This is a genomic window from Streptomyces sp. NPDC057271 (assembly GCF_042668715.1).
GTDB lineage: Bacteria > Actinomycetota > Actinomycetes > Streptomycetales > Streptomycetaceae > Streptomyces.
In genome coordinates, this window is the sequence record NZ_JBHUYJ010000136.1 from 1 (window position 1) to 17936 (window position 17936).

The 17936-nt window shown below is 71.8% G+C and carries 17 protein-coding genes and 2 pseudogenes; 10 read left to right on the top strand and 9 right to left on the bottom strand.

Features of this window, described 5'->3' with window-relative positions:
• Window positions 1-563 (top strand): class I adenylate-forming enzyme family protein (locus tag ACFUJR_RS35645; RefSeq protein ID WP_383451138.1); only part of this gene is annotated, 563 nt, incomplete at its 5' end.
• Window positions 564-581: 18 nt separating this feature from the next.
• Here the strand turns inward: ACFUJR_RS35645 and ACFUJR_RS35650 are convergent.
• Together ACFUJR_RS35650 and ACFUJR_RS35655 are read right to left on the bottom strand one after the other, a co-directional pair.
• Window positions 582-1094 carry an EF-hand domain-containing protein gene (locus ACFUJR_RS35650; protein WP_383167539.1) on the bottom strand — a complete coding sequence of 171 codons (513 nt, stop codon included), beginning with the start codon at window positions 1092-1094 and terminating at the stop codon, window positions 582-584.
• Between the two features lie 88 nt (window positions 1095-1182).
• Window positions 1183-1557, bottom strand: a complete 375-nt coding sequence (locus tag ACFUJR_RS35655) for an STAS domain-containing protein (RefSeq protein ID WP_352188791.1) — start codon at window positions 1555-1557, stop codon at window positions 1183-1185.
• Window positions 1558-1818: 261 nt separating this feature from the next.
• On the opposite strand from ACFUJR_RS35655, the gene ACFUJR_RS35660 reads away from it, so the two are divergent.
• Together ACFUJR_RS35660 and ACFUJR_RS35665 are read left to right on the top strand one after the other, a co-directional pair.
• A complete protein-coding gene (locus tag ACFUJR_RS35660) occupies window positions 1819-2400 on the top strand; it encodes a sigma-70 family RNA polymerase sigma factor (protein WP_383167535.1) in 582 nt (193 codons plus the stop codon).
• Window positions 2397-3674: a maleylpyruvate isomerase N-terminal domain-containing protein gene (locus ACFUJR_RS35665; RefSeq protein WP_383451141.1), complete on the top strand. Its 1278-nt coding sequence runs from the start codon at window positions 2397-2399 to the stop codon at window positions 3672-3674. Before ACFUJR_RS35660 ends, ACFUJR_RS35665 begins: the two co-directional genes overlap by 4 nt.
• Before the next feature lie 19 nt (window positions 3675-3693).
• Here ACFUJR_RS35665 and purU read toward each other — a convergent pair whose 3' ends face one another.
• Together purU and ACFUJR_RS35675 are read right to left on the bottom strand one after the other, a co-directional pair.
• Complete coding sequence (purU, locus tag ACFUJR_RS35670) at window positions 3694-4545, bottom strand: formyltetrahydrofolate deformylase (RefSeq protein ID WP_383167532.1); 852 nt, start codon at window positions 4543-4545, stop codon at window positions 3694-3696.
• 46 nt (window positions 4546-4591) lie between these two features.
• Window positions 4592-5038, bottom strand: a complete 447-nt coding sequence (locus ACFUJR_RS35675) for a hypothetical protein (RefSeq protein ID WP_383167621.1) — start codon at window positions 5036-5038, stop codon at window positions 4592-4594.
• A gap of 208 nt (window positions 5039-5246) precedes the next feature.
• Here ACFUJR_RS35675 and ACFUJR_RS35680 point away from each other — a divergent pair, with 208 nt between their 5' ends.
• Window positions 5247-6533: an ABC transporter substrate-binding protein gene (locus tag ACFUJR_RS35680; RefSeq protein ID WP_383167529.1), complete on the top strand. Its 1287-nt coding sequence runs from the start codon at window positions 5247-5249 to the stop codon at window positions 6531-6533.
• A gap of 65 nt (window positions 6534-6598) precedes the next feature.
• On the opposite strand, the gene ACFUJR_RS35685 is transcribed toward ACFUJR_RS35680, so the two are convergent.
• Entirely contained in the window at window positions 6599-8164 is a 1566-nt protein-coding gene (locus tag ACFUJR_RS35685; protein WP_383167526.1) for a hypothetical protein, read from the bottom strand.
• A gap of 180 nt (window positions 8165-8344) precedes the next feature.
• The gene (locus ACFUJR_RS35690) at window positions 8345-9727 is read right to left on the bottom strand and encodes a transcriptional regulator (RefSeq protein ID WP_383167523.1); all 1383 of its coding nucleotides are present in this window, start codon (window positions 9725-9727) and stop codon (window positions 8345-8347) included.
• Window positions 9728-9993: 266 nt separating this feature from the next.
• Here ACFUJR_RS35690 and ACFUJR_RS35695 point away from each other — a divergent pair, with 266 nt between their 5' ends.
• The 5 genes from ACFUJR_RS35695 to ACFUJR_RS35715 all read left to right on the top strand — a co-directional run bounded on the left by ACFUJR_RS35695 (window position 9994) and on the right by ACFUJR_RS35715 (window position 14309).
• Window positions 9994-10671, top strand: coding sequence for a bifunctional DNA primase/polymerase (locus tag ACFUJR_RS35695; protein ID WP_383167520.1), 678 nt, complete (start codon window positions 9994-9996; stop codon window positions 10669-10671).
• Between the two features lie 59 nt (window positions 10672-10730).
• Window positions 10731-11612, top strand: a complete 882-nt coding sequence (locus ACFUJR_RS35700; RefSeq protein WP_383167518.1) for an ABC transporter ATP-binding protein — start codon at window positions 10731-10733, stop codon at window positions 11610-11612.
• Window positions 11609-13222 (top strand): transporter, encoded by a 1614-nt coding sequence (locus ACFUJR_RS35705; protein WP_383167515.1) that lies wholly within the window; start codon window positions 11609-11611, stop codon window positions 13220-13222. Before ACFUJR_RS35700 ends, ACFUJR_RS35705 begins: the two co-directional genes overlap by 4 nt.
• Window positions 13219-13503, top strand: a complete 285-nt coding sequence (locus ACFUJR_RS35710; protein ID WP_383167512.1) for a hypothetical protein — start codon at window positions 13219-13221, stop codon at window positions 13501-13503. Before ACFUJR_RS35705 ends, ACFUJR_RS35710 begins: the two co-directional genes overlap by 4 nt.
• A 359-nt stretch (window positions 13504-13862) precedes the next feature.
• Window positions 13863-14309: a subtilase-type protease inhibitor gene (locus ACFUJR_RS35715; RefSeq protein WP_383167510.1), complete on the top strand. Its 447-nt coding sequence runs from the start codon at window positions 13863-13865 to the stop codon at window positions 14307-14309.
• A gap of 96 nt (window positions 14310-14405) precedes the next feature.
• Here ACFUJR_RS35715 and ACFUJR_RS35720 read toward each other — a convergent pair whose 3' ends face one another.
• On the bottom strand, window positions 14406-14933 hold the full coding sequence (locus tag ACFUJR_RS35720) for a GNAT family N-acetyltransferase (RefSeq protein ID WP_383167507.1): 528 nt from the start codon (window positions 14931-14933) through the stop codon (window positions 14406-14408).
• A gap of 133 nt (window positions 14934-15066) precedes the next feature.
• A complete protein-coding gene (locus ACFUJR_RS35725; protein WP_383167504.1) occupies window positions 15067-16278 on the bottom strand; it encodes an FG-GAP-like repeat-containing protein in 1212 nt (403 codons plus the stop codon).
• A 414-nt stretch (window positions 16279-16692) separates the two neighbouring features.
• Between ACFUJR_RS35725 and ACFUJR_RS35730 the strand changes: the two are divergent.
• Window positions 16693-17401: pseudogene (locus ACFUJR_RS35730) on the top strand (IS5 family transposase).
• A gap of 51 nt (window positions 17402-17452) precedes the next feature.
• On the opposite strand, the pseudogene ACFUJR_RS35735 reads toward ACFUJR_RS35730, so the two are convergent.
• Window positions 17453-17936 (bottom strand): annotated as a pseudogene (locus ACFUJR_RS35735) (hypothetical protein); the annotation flags it as partial.

Here is a 17936-nt window from a genome sequence, read left to right on the forward strand (position 1 = left end):
GTTCGCCGGACGACACCGCCGAGAACCTGGCGACCACCGAGGGCCGGCCGCCGGCGGGCATGGAGATACGGATCGCCGACGGCGGAGAGGTCCGGCTGCGCGGCGAGGCCGTCTGCCAGGGCTATCTGGACCCGGCGCAGAACGCCGCCGCCTTCGACGAGGACGGCTTCCTGATCACCGGCGACGTGGGCCATGTGACCGCGAGCGGGCATCTCGTCCTGACCGGACGGATCAAGGACATCATCATCCGCAAGGGCGAGAACATCTCGGCCAAGGAGATCGAGGACCTGCTCCACCTCCATCCGGCGGTGGGCGACGCGGCCGTCATCGGCCTCCCGGACCCCGACCGCGGCGAACGCGTCTGCGCGGTGGTCGAGCAGCCGCCGGGGGCGGACCCGCTCACCCTGGCGGGGGTCACCGCGTTCCTGCGCGAGCAGGGACTCTCCGTCCACAAACTGCCGGAGCAGCTGGAGGTGGTGGAGGCCCTCCCCCGTAACGACGCCCTGCGGAAGGTGCTGAAGTACAAGCTCCGCGAACGGTACTCCGGCACGGCCACCCCGTGAACGCTCCCGGGGCCGCGCCTAATCCGTCATGAAGTAGCGGGCGAACGCCGTCACCGCCTGCTCCTCGTCGACCGCGCCCGTGGCGACGGTCGGCAGCGTGCGGGCGCCCAGCGCGGCGCCGACGGGGCTGATGCCGAGGGCCAGCAGGGCGCGTTCCACGTCGGCGGGGGTCGCGGCGACGGCAAGGACGGCGTGCAGGAAGGGCCGGGCGATCTCGGCGAAGCGCTCGGGGTGGTCGTGCAGGCGCTTCACCGCGCCGCCGACGAACTCCTCGCGGCTGACCTTCTGGTCGCCGTCGACGTCCGCGATCCCCGCCATGCCCTGCCAGAAGGCCTCGGCGCCGTCGGCGAGCGCCTGCCCCCGGTCGGAGCGGAAGGAGACGCCGAACTCCGCCAGGACGCGTTTCGCCGCCGTGCTGAAGTCCTCGCGCGAGATGGTCCCGTCGCCGTCCTGGTCGAAGGCGGCGAAACGGGAGGCGATCCGGCGCTGGTAGACCTCTCCGGGTCCCTGCTCGGGTTCCATGGGCTCCATTCCTGGGAGGGTACGACGAGACGGGCCGCGTGCCGAGAGGGGCGGGCCGCTCGGTCGCCGCTCGGGGCGGGGTGGCGCAGGCCACGCCCTACGCGGAGAGCGGCTGGGCCTCGTCGTCGACGGCGGCCTCCGCGTCGCCGTACACGTCGAAGAGGCGGCGCACGCCCAGCGCGGCGAGGACCCGGTTGACGTGCGAGGCGTCCTCCGAGCCCCGCGCGGGCAGCACGACGCGCAGCCGACCCCGGCAGGAGCGCATCAGCCGGCGTGAGGCGATGAGCACGCCCACCCCGCTGGAGTCGCAGAAGAGCACGCCCGACAGGTCGAGGACCACGTCGTGGCGTCCGCCCGCGACGGCGTCGTGGACGCGTCTGCGGACCAGGGGCGAGGACAGCAGGTCCAGCTCCCCGCGGATCCGCAGCACGGTCCAGGGGCCCTGCTCGTCTTCGTCGACGTCGAGGTTCACGCGATCGCGCCCTTCCAAGCGGAAGCAGAGTCGTTCAAGCGGAAGCAGTCGTTCAAGCGGAGGAAGTCGTTCCCGCTTTCTCCCGCTGCCCCGCCACAACGCGCCGAAACCCCTCGTCCCGTGGATGACGCCTTCCTTACCATCCGGCCCCTCCCGGAGGGCGTAGTTGTCCCAAAGCGGAGTGCGCTGTCGGACGGCCCACTACTTTGGACGGAGAACTCGGGTCGGGAGGGCCACGGAAGAGCACCGGAGGATCGACGCATGGCGAAGGACACACCACCGCGCTGGGACCGCAGGATGCAGCAGCGGCTCGCGCGCGGTGAGGCCGCCGCGCTCGGCGAGCTCTACGACCGGTTCGCCTCGCTGGTGCACAGCCTCGCCCACCGCGTCCTGGACGACGAGGGGGCCGCCGACCAGGTCACCCGGGAGGTCTTCGGATACATCTGGGAGAACCCCGACGCCTACGACCCCAAGCAGGGCAACATGCGCTCGTGGGTCGCCAAGCTGACCCAGCGGCAGGCCGTGCACCGGCTGCGGCAGACCGAGGCGACGGCGTACGCGGAGACCGGCGAGGGTTCGGCGGAGGAGCTGGAGCAGAAGGTCCGCCAGGCCTCGGTCGCCGCCCGCGCCGACTACATCGTGACGTCGATGCCGGCGCCGCTGCGGGCCGCCCTGGAGCTGGCGTACTTCCAGCGGCGCGACTACCGCCAGACGGCCGCGGACCTCGGCGTGACCGAGGACGAGGCGCGGCGCCGGCTACGGCTCGGGCTGCAGCTGCTGTCCACGGCGAACACCCGCCCGCTGGAGGGGTCCTCGTTGCCCGGTTACGGACGTTCTCTGTGAACGGCCCCGACGACCCGCCCGACGACGTGGCGCGCGCTCCCCGGATACCGGGACCGCGCGCCGCGGCGGACGACCACGCGGACCTGACCGGGGACGTCGCCGTGACCACGCCCGAGCCGGCCGAGGAACCCGCTCAGGCGCCCACGCCCGCGCCCCCGCCGCCGCCCCCGGCACCTCCGCCGCACAGCGTGCTCAAGTCCCTCCTCGGGGCGTGGGCACTGTCCGCGTGTTCGCCGGAGGAGACGCAGGCGGTCGAGGACCATCTGACCGAGTGCGCCCCGTGCGCGGACGAGGCGCTGCGGCTGCGGGACGCGGTCGCCCTGCTCCACTCCGAGCGTGACCTGGACCTCGACCCGCTGCTGCGCTCCCGGGTCCTGGAGAACTGTCTGGGGCGCCGTCCCGCCCGTATCCCGGTGCCCGCCTGGGCGACTCCGTACGACGCCGAGACCGCCCGGCTCGACGCACTGCTGCGGGACATCGGCGAATCGGAGTGGCACGCGCCGGTACGGCTGAAGTGGTTCGAGGGCGAGCGAGGGGTGAGCCGCAGGACCACCGTGGCCGGGGTGATCGGCCATCTGCTGACGGTGGACGGCCTGGTCGCCACCTCGCTCGGTCTGGACGACCCGCTGGGCCCGAAGGCGACGGAGATGTCGCCGGAGGAGCGTACGGAGGCGTACTGGCGGGACTCGTACCACCCGCCGACGCGCGGGGTGCGCGAGCCGTGGCGCGAGCAGAGCCACACGCTGATCCGCACGGTGTCGTTCGCGGGGCGTGGTGTGGCGGACCTGACGGTGACGTACGGCGACTTCGCGCTGCCGTTGCGGGACTCGCTGCTTGAGCGGGCCTTCGAGTGCTGGGTGCACGCGTACGACATCGCGAACGCGGTGGCGTATCCGTACGAGCCGCCGAGCGGCGCGCATCTGCACAGCATGATCGACCTGGCGGCCCGGCTGCTCCCGGCGGCGCTGGCCGGCCGGCGCCGCGCGGGCCTGGCCTCCCCGCCGCGCCGGCTGGTCGAGGCCGGCGCCCCCGGCCGCTCGCTCCATCTGGAGGTCGAGGGCTCGGGCGGTGGCCACTGGTACATCGCACTGGACTCCCCGGCGGCCGTCGGCTCCCCGGACCACGCGGTGGCCCAGGTGGCGATGGACGGTGTCGAGTTCTGCCAGCTCGTGGCGGGCCACGTCCCGCCCGAGGAGGCCGCGGCCGGCCAGGACGGCGACCGCGAGGCGATCCGCGACGTCCTCTTCGCGGCGGCCGGCCTGAGCCGTCTCTAGGCCCTCCGGGGCGTCGTTCCTACGCGAAGACGACCGTGCGGCGGCCGTTCAGGAGGATCCGGCGTTCCGCGTGCCACTTCACCGCGCGGGCCAGCGCCTGGCACTCCACGTCGCGGCCGACCGCCACCAGCTGGTCCGGGGTGACCTCGTGGCCGACCCGCTCGACCTCCTGCTCGATGATCGGGCCCTCGTCGAGGTCGGCCGTCACGTAGTGGGCCGTCGCGCCGATCAGCTTCACACCGCGCGCGTGCGCCTGGTGGTAGGGCTTGGCGCCCTTGAAGCTCGGGAGGAAGGAGTGGTGGATGTTGATGATCCGGCCCGACAGCTGCTTGCACAGGTCGTCGGAGAGGACCTGCATGTAGCGGGCGAGCACGACCAGCTCGACGTTCTCGGCGCGCACGAGCTCCAGGAGTTCGGCCTCCGCCTGCGGCTTGTTGTCCTTCGTGACCGGAATGTGCCGGAACGGGATGCCGTACGAGCTGACGAGCTCGGAGAAGTCCGTGTGGTTGGAGACCACCGCGACGATCTCGACCGGCAGCGCCCCGATCCGCGAGCGGAAGAGCAGGTCGTTCAGGCAGTGGCCGAACTTCGACACCATCAGCACGACGCGCATGCGCTCGTCGGCCCGGTTGATGTGCCAGTCCATCGCGAACGAGTCGCCCACCGCCGCGAAGCTCGCCCGGAGCTTCTCCACGGTCACCGGCTCCTCCGCGGAGAAGTGGACGCGCATGAAGAACAGGCCCGTGTCCCGGTCCTTGAACTGCTGACTGTCCTCGATGTTGCAGCCCGTGATGAACAGATAGCTCGAAACGGCGTGCACGATGCCCTGTTTGTCCGGACAGGAAAGCGTGAGGACGTACTGGTCGGTCATCCCCGTAGGGTGCCACACCGCGTCACGACGGCAGGGCCGACGTCCGTCAGGCGGACCGCGTGATGATACGGAGGACGTCCAGGGAACGCGGGGGCGCGTCGGGGTCCTCGCCGTCCGCGGACGCCATCCGTATGTGTGCCTCGCGGGCGGCCCGTACGGCCTCCGGCCACCCGTGGTGCTCCATGTACGCCGAGAACGGCGCGTCGGGCCCCACCTGATGCATGATCCGCAGCACCCGCAGCACGGCGACGTCCACCAGAGCGGCCTCGCCCGAGTCGCGGAAGATCGTCCCGACGTACTTCTCGGCGGACCAGTTGTCCAGCCAGGTGTCCTCCACGAGGCGGTAGACGGCGTCGGTCACGTCGCCGTACCCGTCGTGGCCGGCCAGCCAGGTCGTCTCGTGGAACCCGGGGTCGGAGAGCATGTGCAGCGCCGAGCGCACGTTGCTGCGCCAGCGCCACCACGGCATGTCGTTGAGCGGCATGCCGCCCATGGTGGAGGAGCGACGGCCGCGACGGGAAGAGTTCACCGAACCCGAGACTGGACTGGACACCGTTCGATCGTACGTTCCCTTCCAAGATCGGTGGACCGCCCCCTCCCGGGCCGCCCCCGGCCCCGGCCCCGGCAATTCACCTTCACGTCACTTCCTGTTGAACCATGCTCACGTCTGCGTTACCCGTGAGGCGGAATTGTGCATGCCCATGACCGGTAGGCGACTGACCTCACTTCTCGCGTATGTCACGACGGCAGCGGCCGGTGCGTCGCTGCTCACCGGCTGTGGCGTGCTCCCTGGGACCACGGGGGGCTCCAGGGAGCCCGTCACAGTGATGACGTGGGCCCCGGACGGCACCCGTGCCACGAACCAGCCCGGCATGCCCGCCATGGCCCAGGCCTTCGCCCGCTGGGTCAACGCCTCGGGCGGCATCGACGGCCACGAGCTGAAGATCCTCACCTGCAACGAGAAGAACACCTCCTCGGGCGCCGCGGACTGCGCCCGCCGCGCCGTCCGAGAGGACGTCGTCGCCGTCGTCGGCTCGTACAGCCAGAACGGGCGCGCCTTCATGGCCCCGCTGGAGGCGGCCGAGATCCCGTACATCGGCGGCTACGGCATCTCCGAGGACGAGTTCACCAGCCCGCTCTCCTATCCCGTGAACGGCGGCCTCGCCTCGCTCATGGCCGGTCACGGCCGGCAGCTCGCCGAGTCCTGCCGCAAGGTCTCCCTCGTACGCCCCGACACCCTGGCCGGCGACAAGCTGCCCGACCTGCTCAACTCCGGTCTGCGCAAGGGCAGCCACAACAGCGCGGTCGACATCCCGGCCGTCGAGGACGCCGCCGAGTACACCACGCAGGCCGAACGCGCCCGTGCCAAGGCCGGAGGCGAGGACGGCTGTGTCGCCGCCGTCCTCGGCGAGCGCACCCAGACGTTCTTCGACTCCTTCCGCCGCCTGCCCGAGGGCGAGGAGGACCCGAGCGGTTCGGACGACGGCAAGGGCACGGACGACATCCGGATCTCCTCCGTGCTCGGCAGCGTCAGCCAGCCCGTCGTCGACCGCACCGGCGGCGCGAACAGCCCCTTCGAGGGCGCGTACGTCACGGGCTGGTACCCGGAGGCGAACGACGCGCGCTGGGCGCCGATGCGCAAGGTGATCAAGGAGCACGCGTTCGCCGACAACCGGGTCGACCCGACCGACGCGGGCGTCCAGACGACGTGGATCGCGTACACCGTCCTGAAGAAGGTCATCGAGTCGCTCGACCGGGAGACGATCACGGCGGCCGCCGTCGCGCACGCCCTGGACCGCGGTGTCGAGATCGACACCGGCGGCCTCACGCCCGAACTGCGCTGGCGCTACGAGGACATGCTCGGCGCCCCCCGCTTCCCCCGGATCGTCAACCACGAGGTGACGTTCCAGGTGGTCCGCGAGGGGCGGCTCGTGGCGCAGAAGCCCGGCTTCGTGGACGTCGGGGAGACCGTCCTCAGCGCCCCGTAGCGCCGGCGTTCAGCGCCCCCGGGCCCGCCTCTGCGGCCCCGGGGCGCCCGGCGGCCCCGGCCCTCCTACAGCTGGGTCGGGGTCCGCTTCGACAGTCCGTACTTGTCGGCGGTCGGGTTCCAGAGCGAGGCCGCCTCACGCTTGGCGATCGTGGCGTCGGAGCTCTTCTTGCCCGCCTCGACCGTGTGCGTGGTCCCGCGGGCCTTGCCGCCCTTGCACAACTTCTTGTTGCCCTTCACCTGGTCCGCCCAGGCGGCGTAGTGGTCGTCGGCGGACGCCGAGGCCTGCCACGCCTTGGTGAGGGCGGCGCTCAGGGCCGCGTTGTCCGGCAGCTTGTCCACGGTCAGGCCCTGCAGCCGGGTCACCAGGGCCCGGCGCTGCCCGGCGGCGTCCCGCAGATCGGTGGCGGCCTGGTCGAGGTTCTTGCACTGCTTGATGCTCTCGACCGAACGGATCACCGCGTCACGGCTGTTGTTGCTGTCGGCCAGCAGCTTGTCGAGCGCCTTCGCCTGCGGCTCGGCCGGGTCGGCGGCCGCCTTGCCGGTCGGCTCGGCCGAGGGGACGCCGGAGCTGGCGGCCACGTTCTGGGCGGGTTCCTTGTCCTTGCCCTCGTCCCCGCCGCTGAGCAGGGCCCCGGCACCGAGACCGACGACGGCGCAGCCGACCACGACGGCGGCGATCAGTGCGACGGGCGACCTGCGGCGGGGCTCTGGCTCGTCGTCGTACTCGTCGTCGTACCCGCCCTGGAAGGGGGGCGGCGCGGTGGGCTGCTGGAACTGCTGCTGCTGCGGCTGCCGGCCGTACTGGGGCTGCTGGAACTGCGGCGGGAGCTGCTGCTGCCGGGCCTGCGGCGGCTGCTGCGGCATGTGCTGGGTCGCGTCGCTGCGGAAGAGGTTGTCGAACTCGGCGGGCGGCTGCCGCTCACCGTGGGTCTGCGCCGGTACGGGAGCGATGTACTGGGTCGCGTCCGAGGCCCCGGCGGGCTGCTGCCGCCCTCCCAGGGGGCCGGTGCCGAGGAACTGGGTGTCCGGTCCGCCGCCCTGCGCCGCGACGGGCGGGATGTGCTGCGTCGCCTGCATGTCGCTCGCGGCCGCCCCGGGCCCGGACAGGCCGGGCCCGGTGTGGCCGGGCATCGGCTGTACGGCGCCGGGGTGCGCGGGGGCGGCGGGAGGGTAGCCGTAACCGCCCTCGGGACCGGGCTGCGCGGGCGCGGCCGGGTGCGGGTATCCGTAGCCGCCGGGCGGCGGGGTGTGGGACGGCATCGGATGCCCGCCCGGTATCCCCCCGTGCGCCGTCGGCATCGCGCCGGGCATCGGTCCCGGCCCGCCGGCGGGCGGCGCGCCCTGCGGCGGGATCGGCGCGAGGTACTGCGTCGCCTGCATGTCCGCGGCCCCGCCGGTCCCGGCCTCCGGTGGAAGCGGCTGGGCCGGCGGCATCGGCTGCGAGGACGGCTGGGGCTGCTGTCCCTGCGGTCCACCGCCGGGACCCCAGGCGCCGCCCCACGGCAGGCCTCCGGCCGGGCCTGCGCCCTGGCCGGCCTCCACGCCGCCCTCCGCGGGCAGCACGACACCTTCGTGCGTGGGCCGTACCGCCGGATACTGCGGCTCCGGACCCTGTCCGCTCTGCGTCACCGGGACTCCTACTGATGGACCTACGGAATCGTCGGCTCACGCTACCGGGTGCGTCCGGCGCCGCGCACACGCATGTGAGCCCGGTAACAGAGCCACGACGCCACCACCCTCAACTGCCGTACCAGCGTGACCTGATCGCTTCCCGGCGCGGGTGGTGACGGTGACACCCATCACACCAGGTCACGCCGCATGGAGCTCCAGCCGCGCGCCGAACTCCCGCACCGCCGGCTCCCCCGCGAACGGCTCCAGACGCTCCTTGAGGTCGTCCAGGTACTCCGCACCGCGCCAGGACCGCAGCGTCGCGAGCAGTTCGAGGGCGCGCGTCCCCGTGTGGCAGGCCTGCTCCACCTCGCGCCGCTGCACCTGCGCCGAGGCGAGCAGCACCAGACCGATCGCCCGCCGCCTGGCCCGCGTCTCGGGATGGCCGACGAGCGAGTCCTCCGCCGCCCGCGCCGCCGCCTCCGCCTGCCCCAGATCCCGGTGGCAGTGGGCCAGTTCGTCGGCGAGGTACGCCTGGTCGAAGTGCGCGATCCACGACGGGTCGTCACCCGACTCCGGATCAGCCCGCTCCATGGCCCGTACGGCACGGCCCGCGACCGCCTCGAAGACATGGGCGTCCCCGAGCAGCGCGTGGCCCCGGGCCTCCGCCGCGTAGAACATCGCCTCGGCCCGCGGTGTCACCCGCCCCCGCGCGCCCTCCTGCGCCGCCCGCGCCAGCTGCGCGATCTCCCGCGGGTTCCCGAGCTGGGCGGCCAGATGGCTCATCGAGGCGGCCAGCACATAGCCGCCGTAGCCCCGGTCGCCCGCGGCCTGCGCGAGCCGCAGCGCCTGGATGTAGTACCGCTGCGCGAGCCCCGGCTGCCCGGTGTCCACGGCCATGTACCCGGCCAGCTCCGTGAGCCGCGCCACCGCGGCGAAGAGCTGCCGCCCCACGGTCTCCCGGTACGAGCCCGAGAGCAGCCCCGCCACCACGCTGTTCAGGTAGTGCACGACCACCGGCCGCACATGGCCGCTGCCGAACCGCCGGTCCAGATCGACCAGCGCGGCCGTCATCGCCCGGACCGCCTCCACGTCCGAGACCCCCACGCGTGCCCCGGCCGACCGGGCCACGTGCGCGTCCGCGCCCGTGATCAGCCAGTCGCGGCTCGGCTCCACGAGCGCGGAGGCCGCCACCGTGGAGCCGGAGAGGAAGTCCCGGCGCCCCACGTCGCTGCGCCACAGCTCGCAGACCTGCTCGATCGCGCCCGGCACGGTCGGCGAGAACTGCAGTCCGACGCCCGCGGCCAGGTTCCTGCCGTTCGCCATCCCGATCTCGTCGATCGTGACCGTACGGCCCAGCTTGCGGCCGAGGGCCTCCGCGATGATCCCCGGCGCGCGCCCGCGCGGCTGCTGCCCGCGCAGCCAGCGCGCCACCGACGTCTTGTCGTACCGCAGGTCGAGTCCGCGCTCGGACCCGACCATGTTCACCCTGCGGGCGAGGCCGGCGTTGGAGCACCCGGCCTCCTGAATGAGCGCCTGCAGCCGTTCGTTCGGCTGACGGGCGACGAGTGGCCTGGCTGACATGACTACCCCCTGAGGCCGGTGTGATCGAGGAGAACTGATCACTGCCCGGCGGATATCCGGTCAATGCCGATGTGAACACGCGAAACCGGACGCATCGGCCACGGGCAGCCGGCCGACACCCCCACCACTGGCTACCCCACCACCGCTCCCCGGCCCCACGCGCGCCCCCGTCCGTGCACCCATGCGCCCCGTCGTGCAGGATCGATGTTCCACAGCGCGCCGCGCGCCGCCCGTAACCCCAGGTGACGGCGGGAGTTGAGTTCACCGTGGAAGAGACCATCGGAGTCACGGAAGCCGCACAGATCCCCAAGCAGCGAGGCGAGCAGCTGCTGGACAGCGCCGTGCGGTATGCGGAAGAGCGGCACTGGGACGTGTTCCCGGGGACCTGGCTGGAGGCGGTCGAGGGCCGGGAACGCTGCTCCTGCGGCGCCGAGGCGTGCGCCTCCCCCGGCGCGCACCCGGCCAGGCCCGACTGGTCGACTCAGGCGACCGGCAGCGCGGTCGGGGCACGGCGCATGTGGTCGAAGCAGCCCAAGGCGTCGATCCTGCTGCCGACCGGCCGCACCTTCGACGCGATCGAGGTGCCGGAGTCGGCGGGCTTCCTGGCGCTCGCACGGATGGAGCGGATGGAGCTCACGCTCGGCCCGGTGACGTGTACGCCGGAGCGCCGGATGTTCTTCTTCGTCCTGCCGGGCGCGGCGGCCAAGGTCCCCGATCTCGTGCGGAAGCTGGGCTGGGCTCCGGCGTCGATCGACCTGACCACGCGCGGCGAGGGGTACTACGTGGCGGCCCCGCCCACCCGGGTCGGCGGGCACGGCGCGGTGCAGTGGGCCCGGCGGCCCACCCCGGCGAACCGCTGGCTGCCGGACGCCGAGGAGCTGATCAGCGCGCTCGCGTACGCCTGCGGGCGGGAAGCGGCGGCCGAGAGGGCTCGCAGGTCCTAGGGGCGGCCTCTAGGGTGTGCCCGTACGGAGTACGGGGACAACCGGAGGGTTGACGGACCATGCCTGACCAGGCATTTGAAGGTGTATACGAAGAAAGCGGCGGCGCACGGACGAGCGCCGTGACAGCGGGCGGCGCATCCGGGACAGACGGTGATGCGGCGCCCGCTGTCCGTGTCGAGGGGCTGTGGAAGCGCTTCGGGCAGCAGATCGCCGTCAGCGGCATCGATCTCGTCCTGCCCGCAGGCAAGTTCATCGGTCTCGTCGGCCCCAACGGCGCCGGCAAGACCACCACCCTGTCCATGATCACCGGCCTCCTCCGGCCCGACGCGGGGCGTGTGCTCGTCGCGGGGCACGACGTCTGGCGCGACCCCGAGTCGGTGGCCCAGGTCAAGGCCCGGATCGGGATCCTCCCCGAGGGACTGCGGCTCTTCGAGCGCCTCTCCGGGCGGGAACTCCTCGCGTACAGCGGGCGGCTGCGGGGGCTGCCCGGTGCCGAGGTCGACAAGCGGGCCGCCCAGCTCCTCGACGTACTCGACCTGGCGGGGGCGCAGAACAAGCTGGTCGTGGACTACTCCACCGGTATGCGCAAGAAGATCGGGCTCGCCGCGGCGCTCCTGCACAACCCGGAAGTCCTCTTCCTCGACGAGCCGTTCGAGGGCGTCGACCCGGTGTCCGCGCAGACCATCCGGGGCGTCCTCGAGCGGTACACCGGCTCCGGCGCGACCGTCGTCTTCTCCAGCCATGTGATGGAGCTGGTGGAGTCGCTCTGCGACTGGGTCGCCGTCATGGCCGCCGGCCAGATCCGCGCCCACGGACCGCTCGCGGCCGTACGGGGCGACGCGCCGTCGCTGCAGGCCGCGTTCCTGGAGCTGGTCGGCGCCAACGGGCGGGAAGCGGCCGGGGACTCCCTGGACTGGCTGGGCGGCGGTACCGCCCGATGACCACGGCCGTCACACCGGACTCCCTGACCTCCGTCTTCGTCCGGCTCAAGCTGTCGCTGCTGCGCAACGGGCTCCGGCAGTCGGCGGGCCGGACCGCCGCGTACATCGTCTCGATCGTGATCACGGCCGTCTTCGCGGCGGCGATGGTCCTCGCGTTCGTGCTGATGCGCGGCAGCGCGGACGCGGACTCGATCGTGATCCTGCTGACCGGGGTCCTCGCCCTGTCGTGGGCAGTGATGCCGCTCTTCGTGCCGGGCGGCGACGAGACGCTCGACCCGTCACGGCTGGTGATGCTGCCGCTGCGTCCCCGGCCGTTGGTGCGGTCGCTGCTCGTGGCCTCGCTGGTGGGCACCGGCCCGGCGTTCACCCTGCTGATAGGCGTGGGTGCGGCTATCGCGCTCGCGCGGGGAGCGGCGGGTGTCGTGGTCGCCGTACTCGCCGTGCCGCTCGTGGTCCTGGTGTGCGTGGCGCTCTCGCGGGCCGTCGCCGCCGCCAACGTACGGCTGCTGACCTCACGCAAGGGCCGTGACCTGGCGGTGCTGAGCGGCCTGTTGATCGCGGTCGGCATCCAGGTGGTCAACTTCGGCGCGCAGCGGCTCAGCCGCGCCGGCGGGCTCTCGTCGCTCGAACCGGCCGCGGCGGTGGTGGGCTGGCTGCCGCCGGCCTCGGCGATCGCGGCGGTGGACTCGGCGAGCAGGGGCGACCACGCGGTCGCGGCGGCGCGGTTGCTGCTCACGTTCGCCGTCCTCGGGGCGCTGCTGTACTGGTGGCAGCGGAGCCTGGTGAAGCTGATGACGACACCGGACGGCTCGACGATCGGCGCGTCGGCGGAGTCGTCCGGCCGGGACCGGTCGGGTACGGGACTCCTCGGGCGGCTGCTGCCCGGCGGGCGTACGGGAACGGTGATGGAGCGCACCCTGCGCTACATCGCTCGCGACCCGAAGACGAAGGCGGCCTGGATCACCTCGCTCGCGATCGGCGCGATCGTGCCGCTCTTCAACGCCCTCCAGGGCACCGGCTCGATCTACTTCGCGTGCTTCGCCTCGGGCATGCTCGGCATCCAGATGTACAACCAGTTCGGGCAGGACACCTCGGCGTTCTGGATGGTCGCCCAGACGATCTCGACGCCGAAGGACGCGTACGCCGAACTGCGGGCGCGGGCGCTCGCGCTGCTCCTGATCACCCTGCCGTACACGGTCCTGGTGACGGCGGCGACGGCGGCCGTCCTCGGCGACTGGTCCTCCCTCCCGGAGGCGCTGGGCCTGGCGTTCGCGCTGCTCGGCGCGATGCTGGCGACGGGCGCGGTGACCTCGGCGAACTTCCCGTACTCGATTCCGCAGGACAGCGCGTACAAGAACGTCGCGCCCGGGCAGGGCAGTCTGGCGTGGATCTCGATCCTCGGCGGAATGATCGGGGGCGCGCTGCTGTGCGCCCCGGTGATCGGGGCGACGGTCTACCTCCACCTCGCGGACGAGGAGTCCCTGCTCTGGCTCCTGCTGCCGACCGGGGCGCTGTACGGCGCGCTGATCGCCTGGGGCGGCCTGAGACTGGCGGCGCCGCGGACGGCGAGGCGGCTGCCGGAGATTCTGGCGGCGGTGAGCAAGGGGTGACGTCTCGCTGGTGCACCGACGAGGCGGGGTACGTCCGGTACCTGGAGGGCGAGCGGCGTGCCTACGCGTGGGTGCTGCGGACCTACGGGGGCCGCACGGCGACGCAGTCCGACGCGGAGGCCATGGAGTCCTACCCGTACGAGTCGGCGGACGAGCCGTACCGGGGCCTCGTCTTCCATGACGAGCCGTGGCACTGGGCGATGCGCCGGATCTTCGGTGACCGTTACGAGCAGGAGCGGCCGGAGCCGGCCGAGCCCTCGGGTGGCTATCCGGAGCTGTGACGGTGAGAGGAGCGGGGGGGCGGTCCGAGGACCCGCCCCCCCCCGCCACCCCCCCCTCCCCCCCCCCCCCCACGCCCCCACCCCACCCCCCCGGACGGTCCGTGGGACGGGCTTCCGGTCGAAGAGGGTCCGCAGCGACTGCTCAAATATCGAACAAATTTCGTATCCTCGCAGGTCAGGACTTCGTTCGAGGTTGCACGACCGGCGCGGGAAGCGCTCTCGGCGGGCCGCCGCACCCCTCCCGAACAGCCCGAACGTTCGGTCGTGACCGGAAAGCGGCGAAGGATGTGCGATCACTCTCCGCAGCAACAAGACTCCGAGGCGCAAGCAGGAAGCACCCGTCTCGAAGGGACACCCCCGTGCGTTACGTCCTCCGCAACACCGCCCTCACCACGGCTCTCGCCACCGGTCTCGCCCTCGTCGGCGTCGCCGCGACTCCCGGCAGCGCCCAGGCCGAGCCGTCCGGGCTGTACCCGCCGTCGGCGCTCGTCCTCACGATCGGCAAGGGCGAGGCCGCGGCGACGGCGACGATCGACAGGGCGGTCACGCTGAGCTGTGCCCCGACCGCGTCCGGCACCCACCCCGCCCCCAGGTCCGCCTGCGCCGACCTGAAGACGATCAACGGCGACTTCGCCCAGCTGAGCACCGCGTGGAGCAGCTCCGCCCCCTGTACGCGCATCTGGGAGCCGGTCACGGTCACCGGCGAAGGCGTCTGGGAGGGCAAGCGGGTCAGCTGGTCGGCCACGTACGGCAACACCTGCGAGATGCGCAGCGGACTGGCGAGGACCTCGGTCTTCGCGTTCTGACCCGTAGGACACACATCGGCGGCCGTCGGAAGGGCATCCCGACGGCCGCTGCCGCGTCCCCGCTCCCGGCCACGCCTCCTCCCGCCGCGGAGCGCCTCAGGCCGGGGGCGGCCCGTCGGTCGCGGTCCGGCGGCGGGTCAGCACCAGGGTCGTGCTGCCGTCGTCCTCCGTGACGTCCCGGACGTGCGCGAATCCGAGCTTGGCCAGCAGAGCCAGTGACGCCGTGTTCGGGGCGGCCACGGTGGCGTGGACCTCGGTCAGTCCGAGGGGGCCGAAGCCGTACGCGACGATCGCCCCGGCCACCTCGGCGCCGAGGCCGGAGCCCCACACCTCGGGGGCCAGGGCGTAGATGATCTCGAAGCCGTCGACCTGGTCGGTCCGCTTGATCTCGGCATGGCCGACCAGCCGCCCGTCCCGGCGAACGGCCCAGACGTCGAACAGCTCCTCGGCGTAGACCTTGCTGAAGATCCGCCCGAACAGGGCCCGGTCCTCCGCCTCGGACGTGGTCCCGTCGCCCATCCATCGGGACACGCGCGCGTCCTGGAACAGGGCGACGAAGCCGTCCTCGTCCTCGGGGACGTACGGCTCCAGGTGCAGACGCTCGGTGCGCAGTGTCGGGGTCACGTCCGGCGACGGTACGCACGTACCGACAGGCAGGCAAACAGATTTCGACGGGGCCAGGGTGCCACCCCGGCATCGCTGCCAACACCTCATGAGACAGGGGCCTCCGACCGAAAGTGGAGGCCCCTGCCATGGATCAGAAGACGCCGTTCAGATACCACCAGCCGTCAGCTTCGGGCGTGCCCGGGTCCATCGCGCCGGTACCGCGACCGCGATACAGGACAAGATTGCCGACTCCTCGCCAGCCGTCGCTGACGTAGCGGCCGTTGGTGACGGTGACGAGGTCCACGTGACCATCGCTGTTCGCGTCTCCGAGACCGAGGATGTGGTGCATGACGTTCCAGCCACCGCTGCCGATCAGCACACGGGGCCCGAGGTATCCGGCCTTGCCCGGGTAGAGCCAGAGCTTGCCGGTGGAGGCCTCGCGAGCGACCAGGTCGGGGCGGCCGTCCGTGTTCATGTCACCCGCCCCGACCAGCGCGTTCATACTGTTCCATCCACCGCTGCCGATGACCTTGCGCCCACCGAGACCGCCCGAGGAGGTGCCCGGGTACAGCCACAGCTTCCCGGTGGACTTCTCGACCGCGACCAGGTCGACGCGGCCGTCCCCGGTCAGGTCCCCGAAGGCGGTGATGCGGTTCATGCCGTTCCAGCCACCGCTGCCGATCAGCTTGCGTACGCCCAGGCCGCCCGTACCGGTGCCGGGGTAGAGCCACAACTTCCCGGTGGACGCCTCACGGGCGATCACGTCCTCGCGACCGTCGCCACTGAAGTCGCCGTGGCGGGTGAGCGCGCTCATCCCGTTCCAGCCACCCGAGCCGACCATCCGACCGGTTCCGTCACCGGGCAGGAACCACAACCGGCCCGCCTCGTCCCGGACGAGAACGTCGGGCCGGCGGTCGGCGTTCATGTCTCCGAACCCAGCAGCCTTGGGGGCAGGCCCCGAGTACCACTCCGGGTAGGGCTTCCCGTTGCACTCCCGGCTCGTCTTCACGAACCTTACCGAGCTGACGGCTTTCCAATGGGCGAATCCCCAAGCAGCGCCTGTGGGATCGGGAGCCCACTGGGTGCCCCACCCACCGTAATTCGGATCGTCGTACATACAGGCATACTGCGACGTACGGTTGACAATCGCGTCAAACGTGTTGTCCCAGGACCCCAGCGTCGCTTTGTTCGTGTTCGTCTTGAACATCGTGCCCGTGCCCCACGTTGTCTGCCAGGCGCAGAAGTAGCCCTTCGGGCAGTCGTCGATCGCGGCCTGCGCGGGCGTCGCCCCCACGAGTCCGAGCGAGGTCAGCCCCAGCGCCGCGGCAACCGTGGTCAGGCGCCGTCGCAGTGATGTACGCATTTTTCCTTCCCTCCCAGACGCCGCGCGGAGAGGTGCTCGACGCGCCGCGAGGGGGACCGTACCGTGCGCCGCGGTCACCTCACCGCGTGGGTGCCCGCCACGTGGTGCGCAGGGGCCGGACAGGCCTTGGCCCTTGAGGGCTTCGGCCCCGACCGGGACGGCACCGCAGCCGGCCCGCGGCGGGCCCGCCAGCGATCATGCCGTGAGCCGCTGGTCACCTAGCTTGCTGATGAGCGCGGCACACCGTGGAGTCGACGCTCAGGTCCCACGTGATCGCCCCCTTCGCGTCGGCCAGGGACTGGAGCCGGGTGAGGATCCGCTGCCAGGTTCCGCTCCGCTGCCATCGACGGAAAAGATCGTAGATCCGGCAGCTAGGCCGTGTATCGAAAGTGGATCTTGAGCTGTGAATGGTTCATGGGGCGTGGAGATCTCACGGACGAGCAGTGGGCGGTGCTGGAGCCGTTGTTGCCGAAGGGCGCCAGGGCAGGAAGGCCGCCCGTCTGGCCCCGGCGTCGGCTGATCGACGGCATACGATTCCGGGTCCGGACCGGCGTATGCGGCCGGGGCGCGTAAACAGGGCGATCTGCAGAAGGAACCGCCGGGCGGCATCTTCACCGAGCCCCATGATCACGGGCTGGGAAGATCACGCGGCGGCTTCACCACCAAGCTCCACCTGGCCGTCGAACAGGGTCAGAAGCCCATGTCGATCGTGGTCACGGCAGGGCAGCGCGGTGACTCGCCACAGTTCGAACCCGTCCTGGAAAAGGTCCGAGTGCCCCGCATCGGACCGGGCCGGCCACGCGTCCGCCCCGACCGCGTGCGGGCCGACCGCGTGCGGGCCGACAAGGCGTACGCCTCCCGCAAGAACCGCGCCTACCTGCGCCGCCGCGGAATCCGCTGCACCATCCCAGACAAGGCAGACCAGGCACGCAACCGCCAGAAGCGCGGCTCCCGCGGCGGCCGGCCCCCGCACTTCGACCCGGTCGACTACCGCCAGCGCCATGCGGTCGAGTGCGGGATCAACCGGCTCAAGAGACACCGTGCTGTCGCCACGCGATACGACAAGCTAGCGGTCCGCTACGAGGCGACCGTCCTCGTAGCAGCCATCGGCGAATGGCTGTGACCAGCACACATCAAGCGCGTCCGAAACCAGCCCGCAGGCATGAAGGTGCTCTCACTCCACGGCAGCATCGAGGAGAATTTTCGCCAGCTCGCGCGGCTGGGAGAACATCGGCCAATGGCCAGTGTCCATCTTGGCCAGCCGCCAGTGCTTGCTGGTCAGCAGCTCGGCCACATCTTCGTCAGGCTCGGCGTCGTCGGGCTCGGTCCCCGGCATCACGCACAGGATGTATGTCGCCGGAAGTTCACCGAGCGGCCCCGCCAGGACAGCGGGCTCGGTCAGCGTGGCACCTGGGTGAGGCGTCGAGCCACGCACGAGGCGTGCGATCTGCTCACCGGTGAGACCTTCGCCGTCGTAGTGAGCAGCTGGCGCGAGCGGCCAGAACCCTCCGTTCTCGGCGATCGATGCCTCCACTGCCGCCCCGCCGTCCGGCCAGGCGGAGACAAACGACAGTGAGGATGGATGCTGGCACCGTCCGACGGCCTGACTCTCCAAACGACTGACGCTCAGGCTGTCCTTGATGAGAATTGTCGGCCGA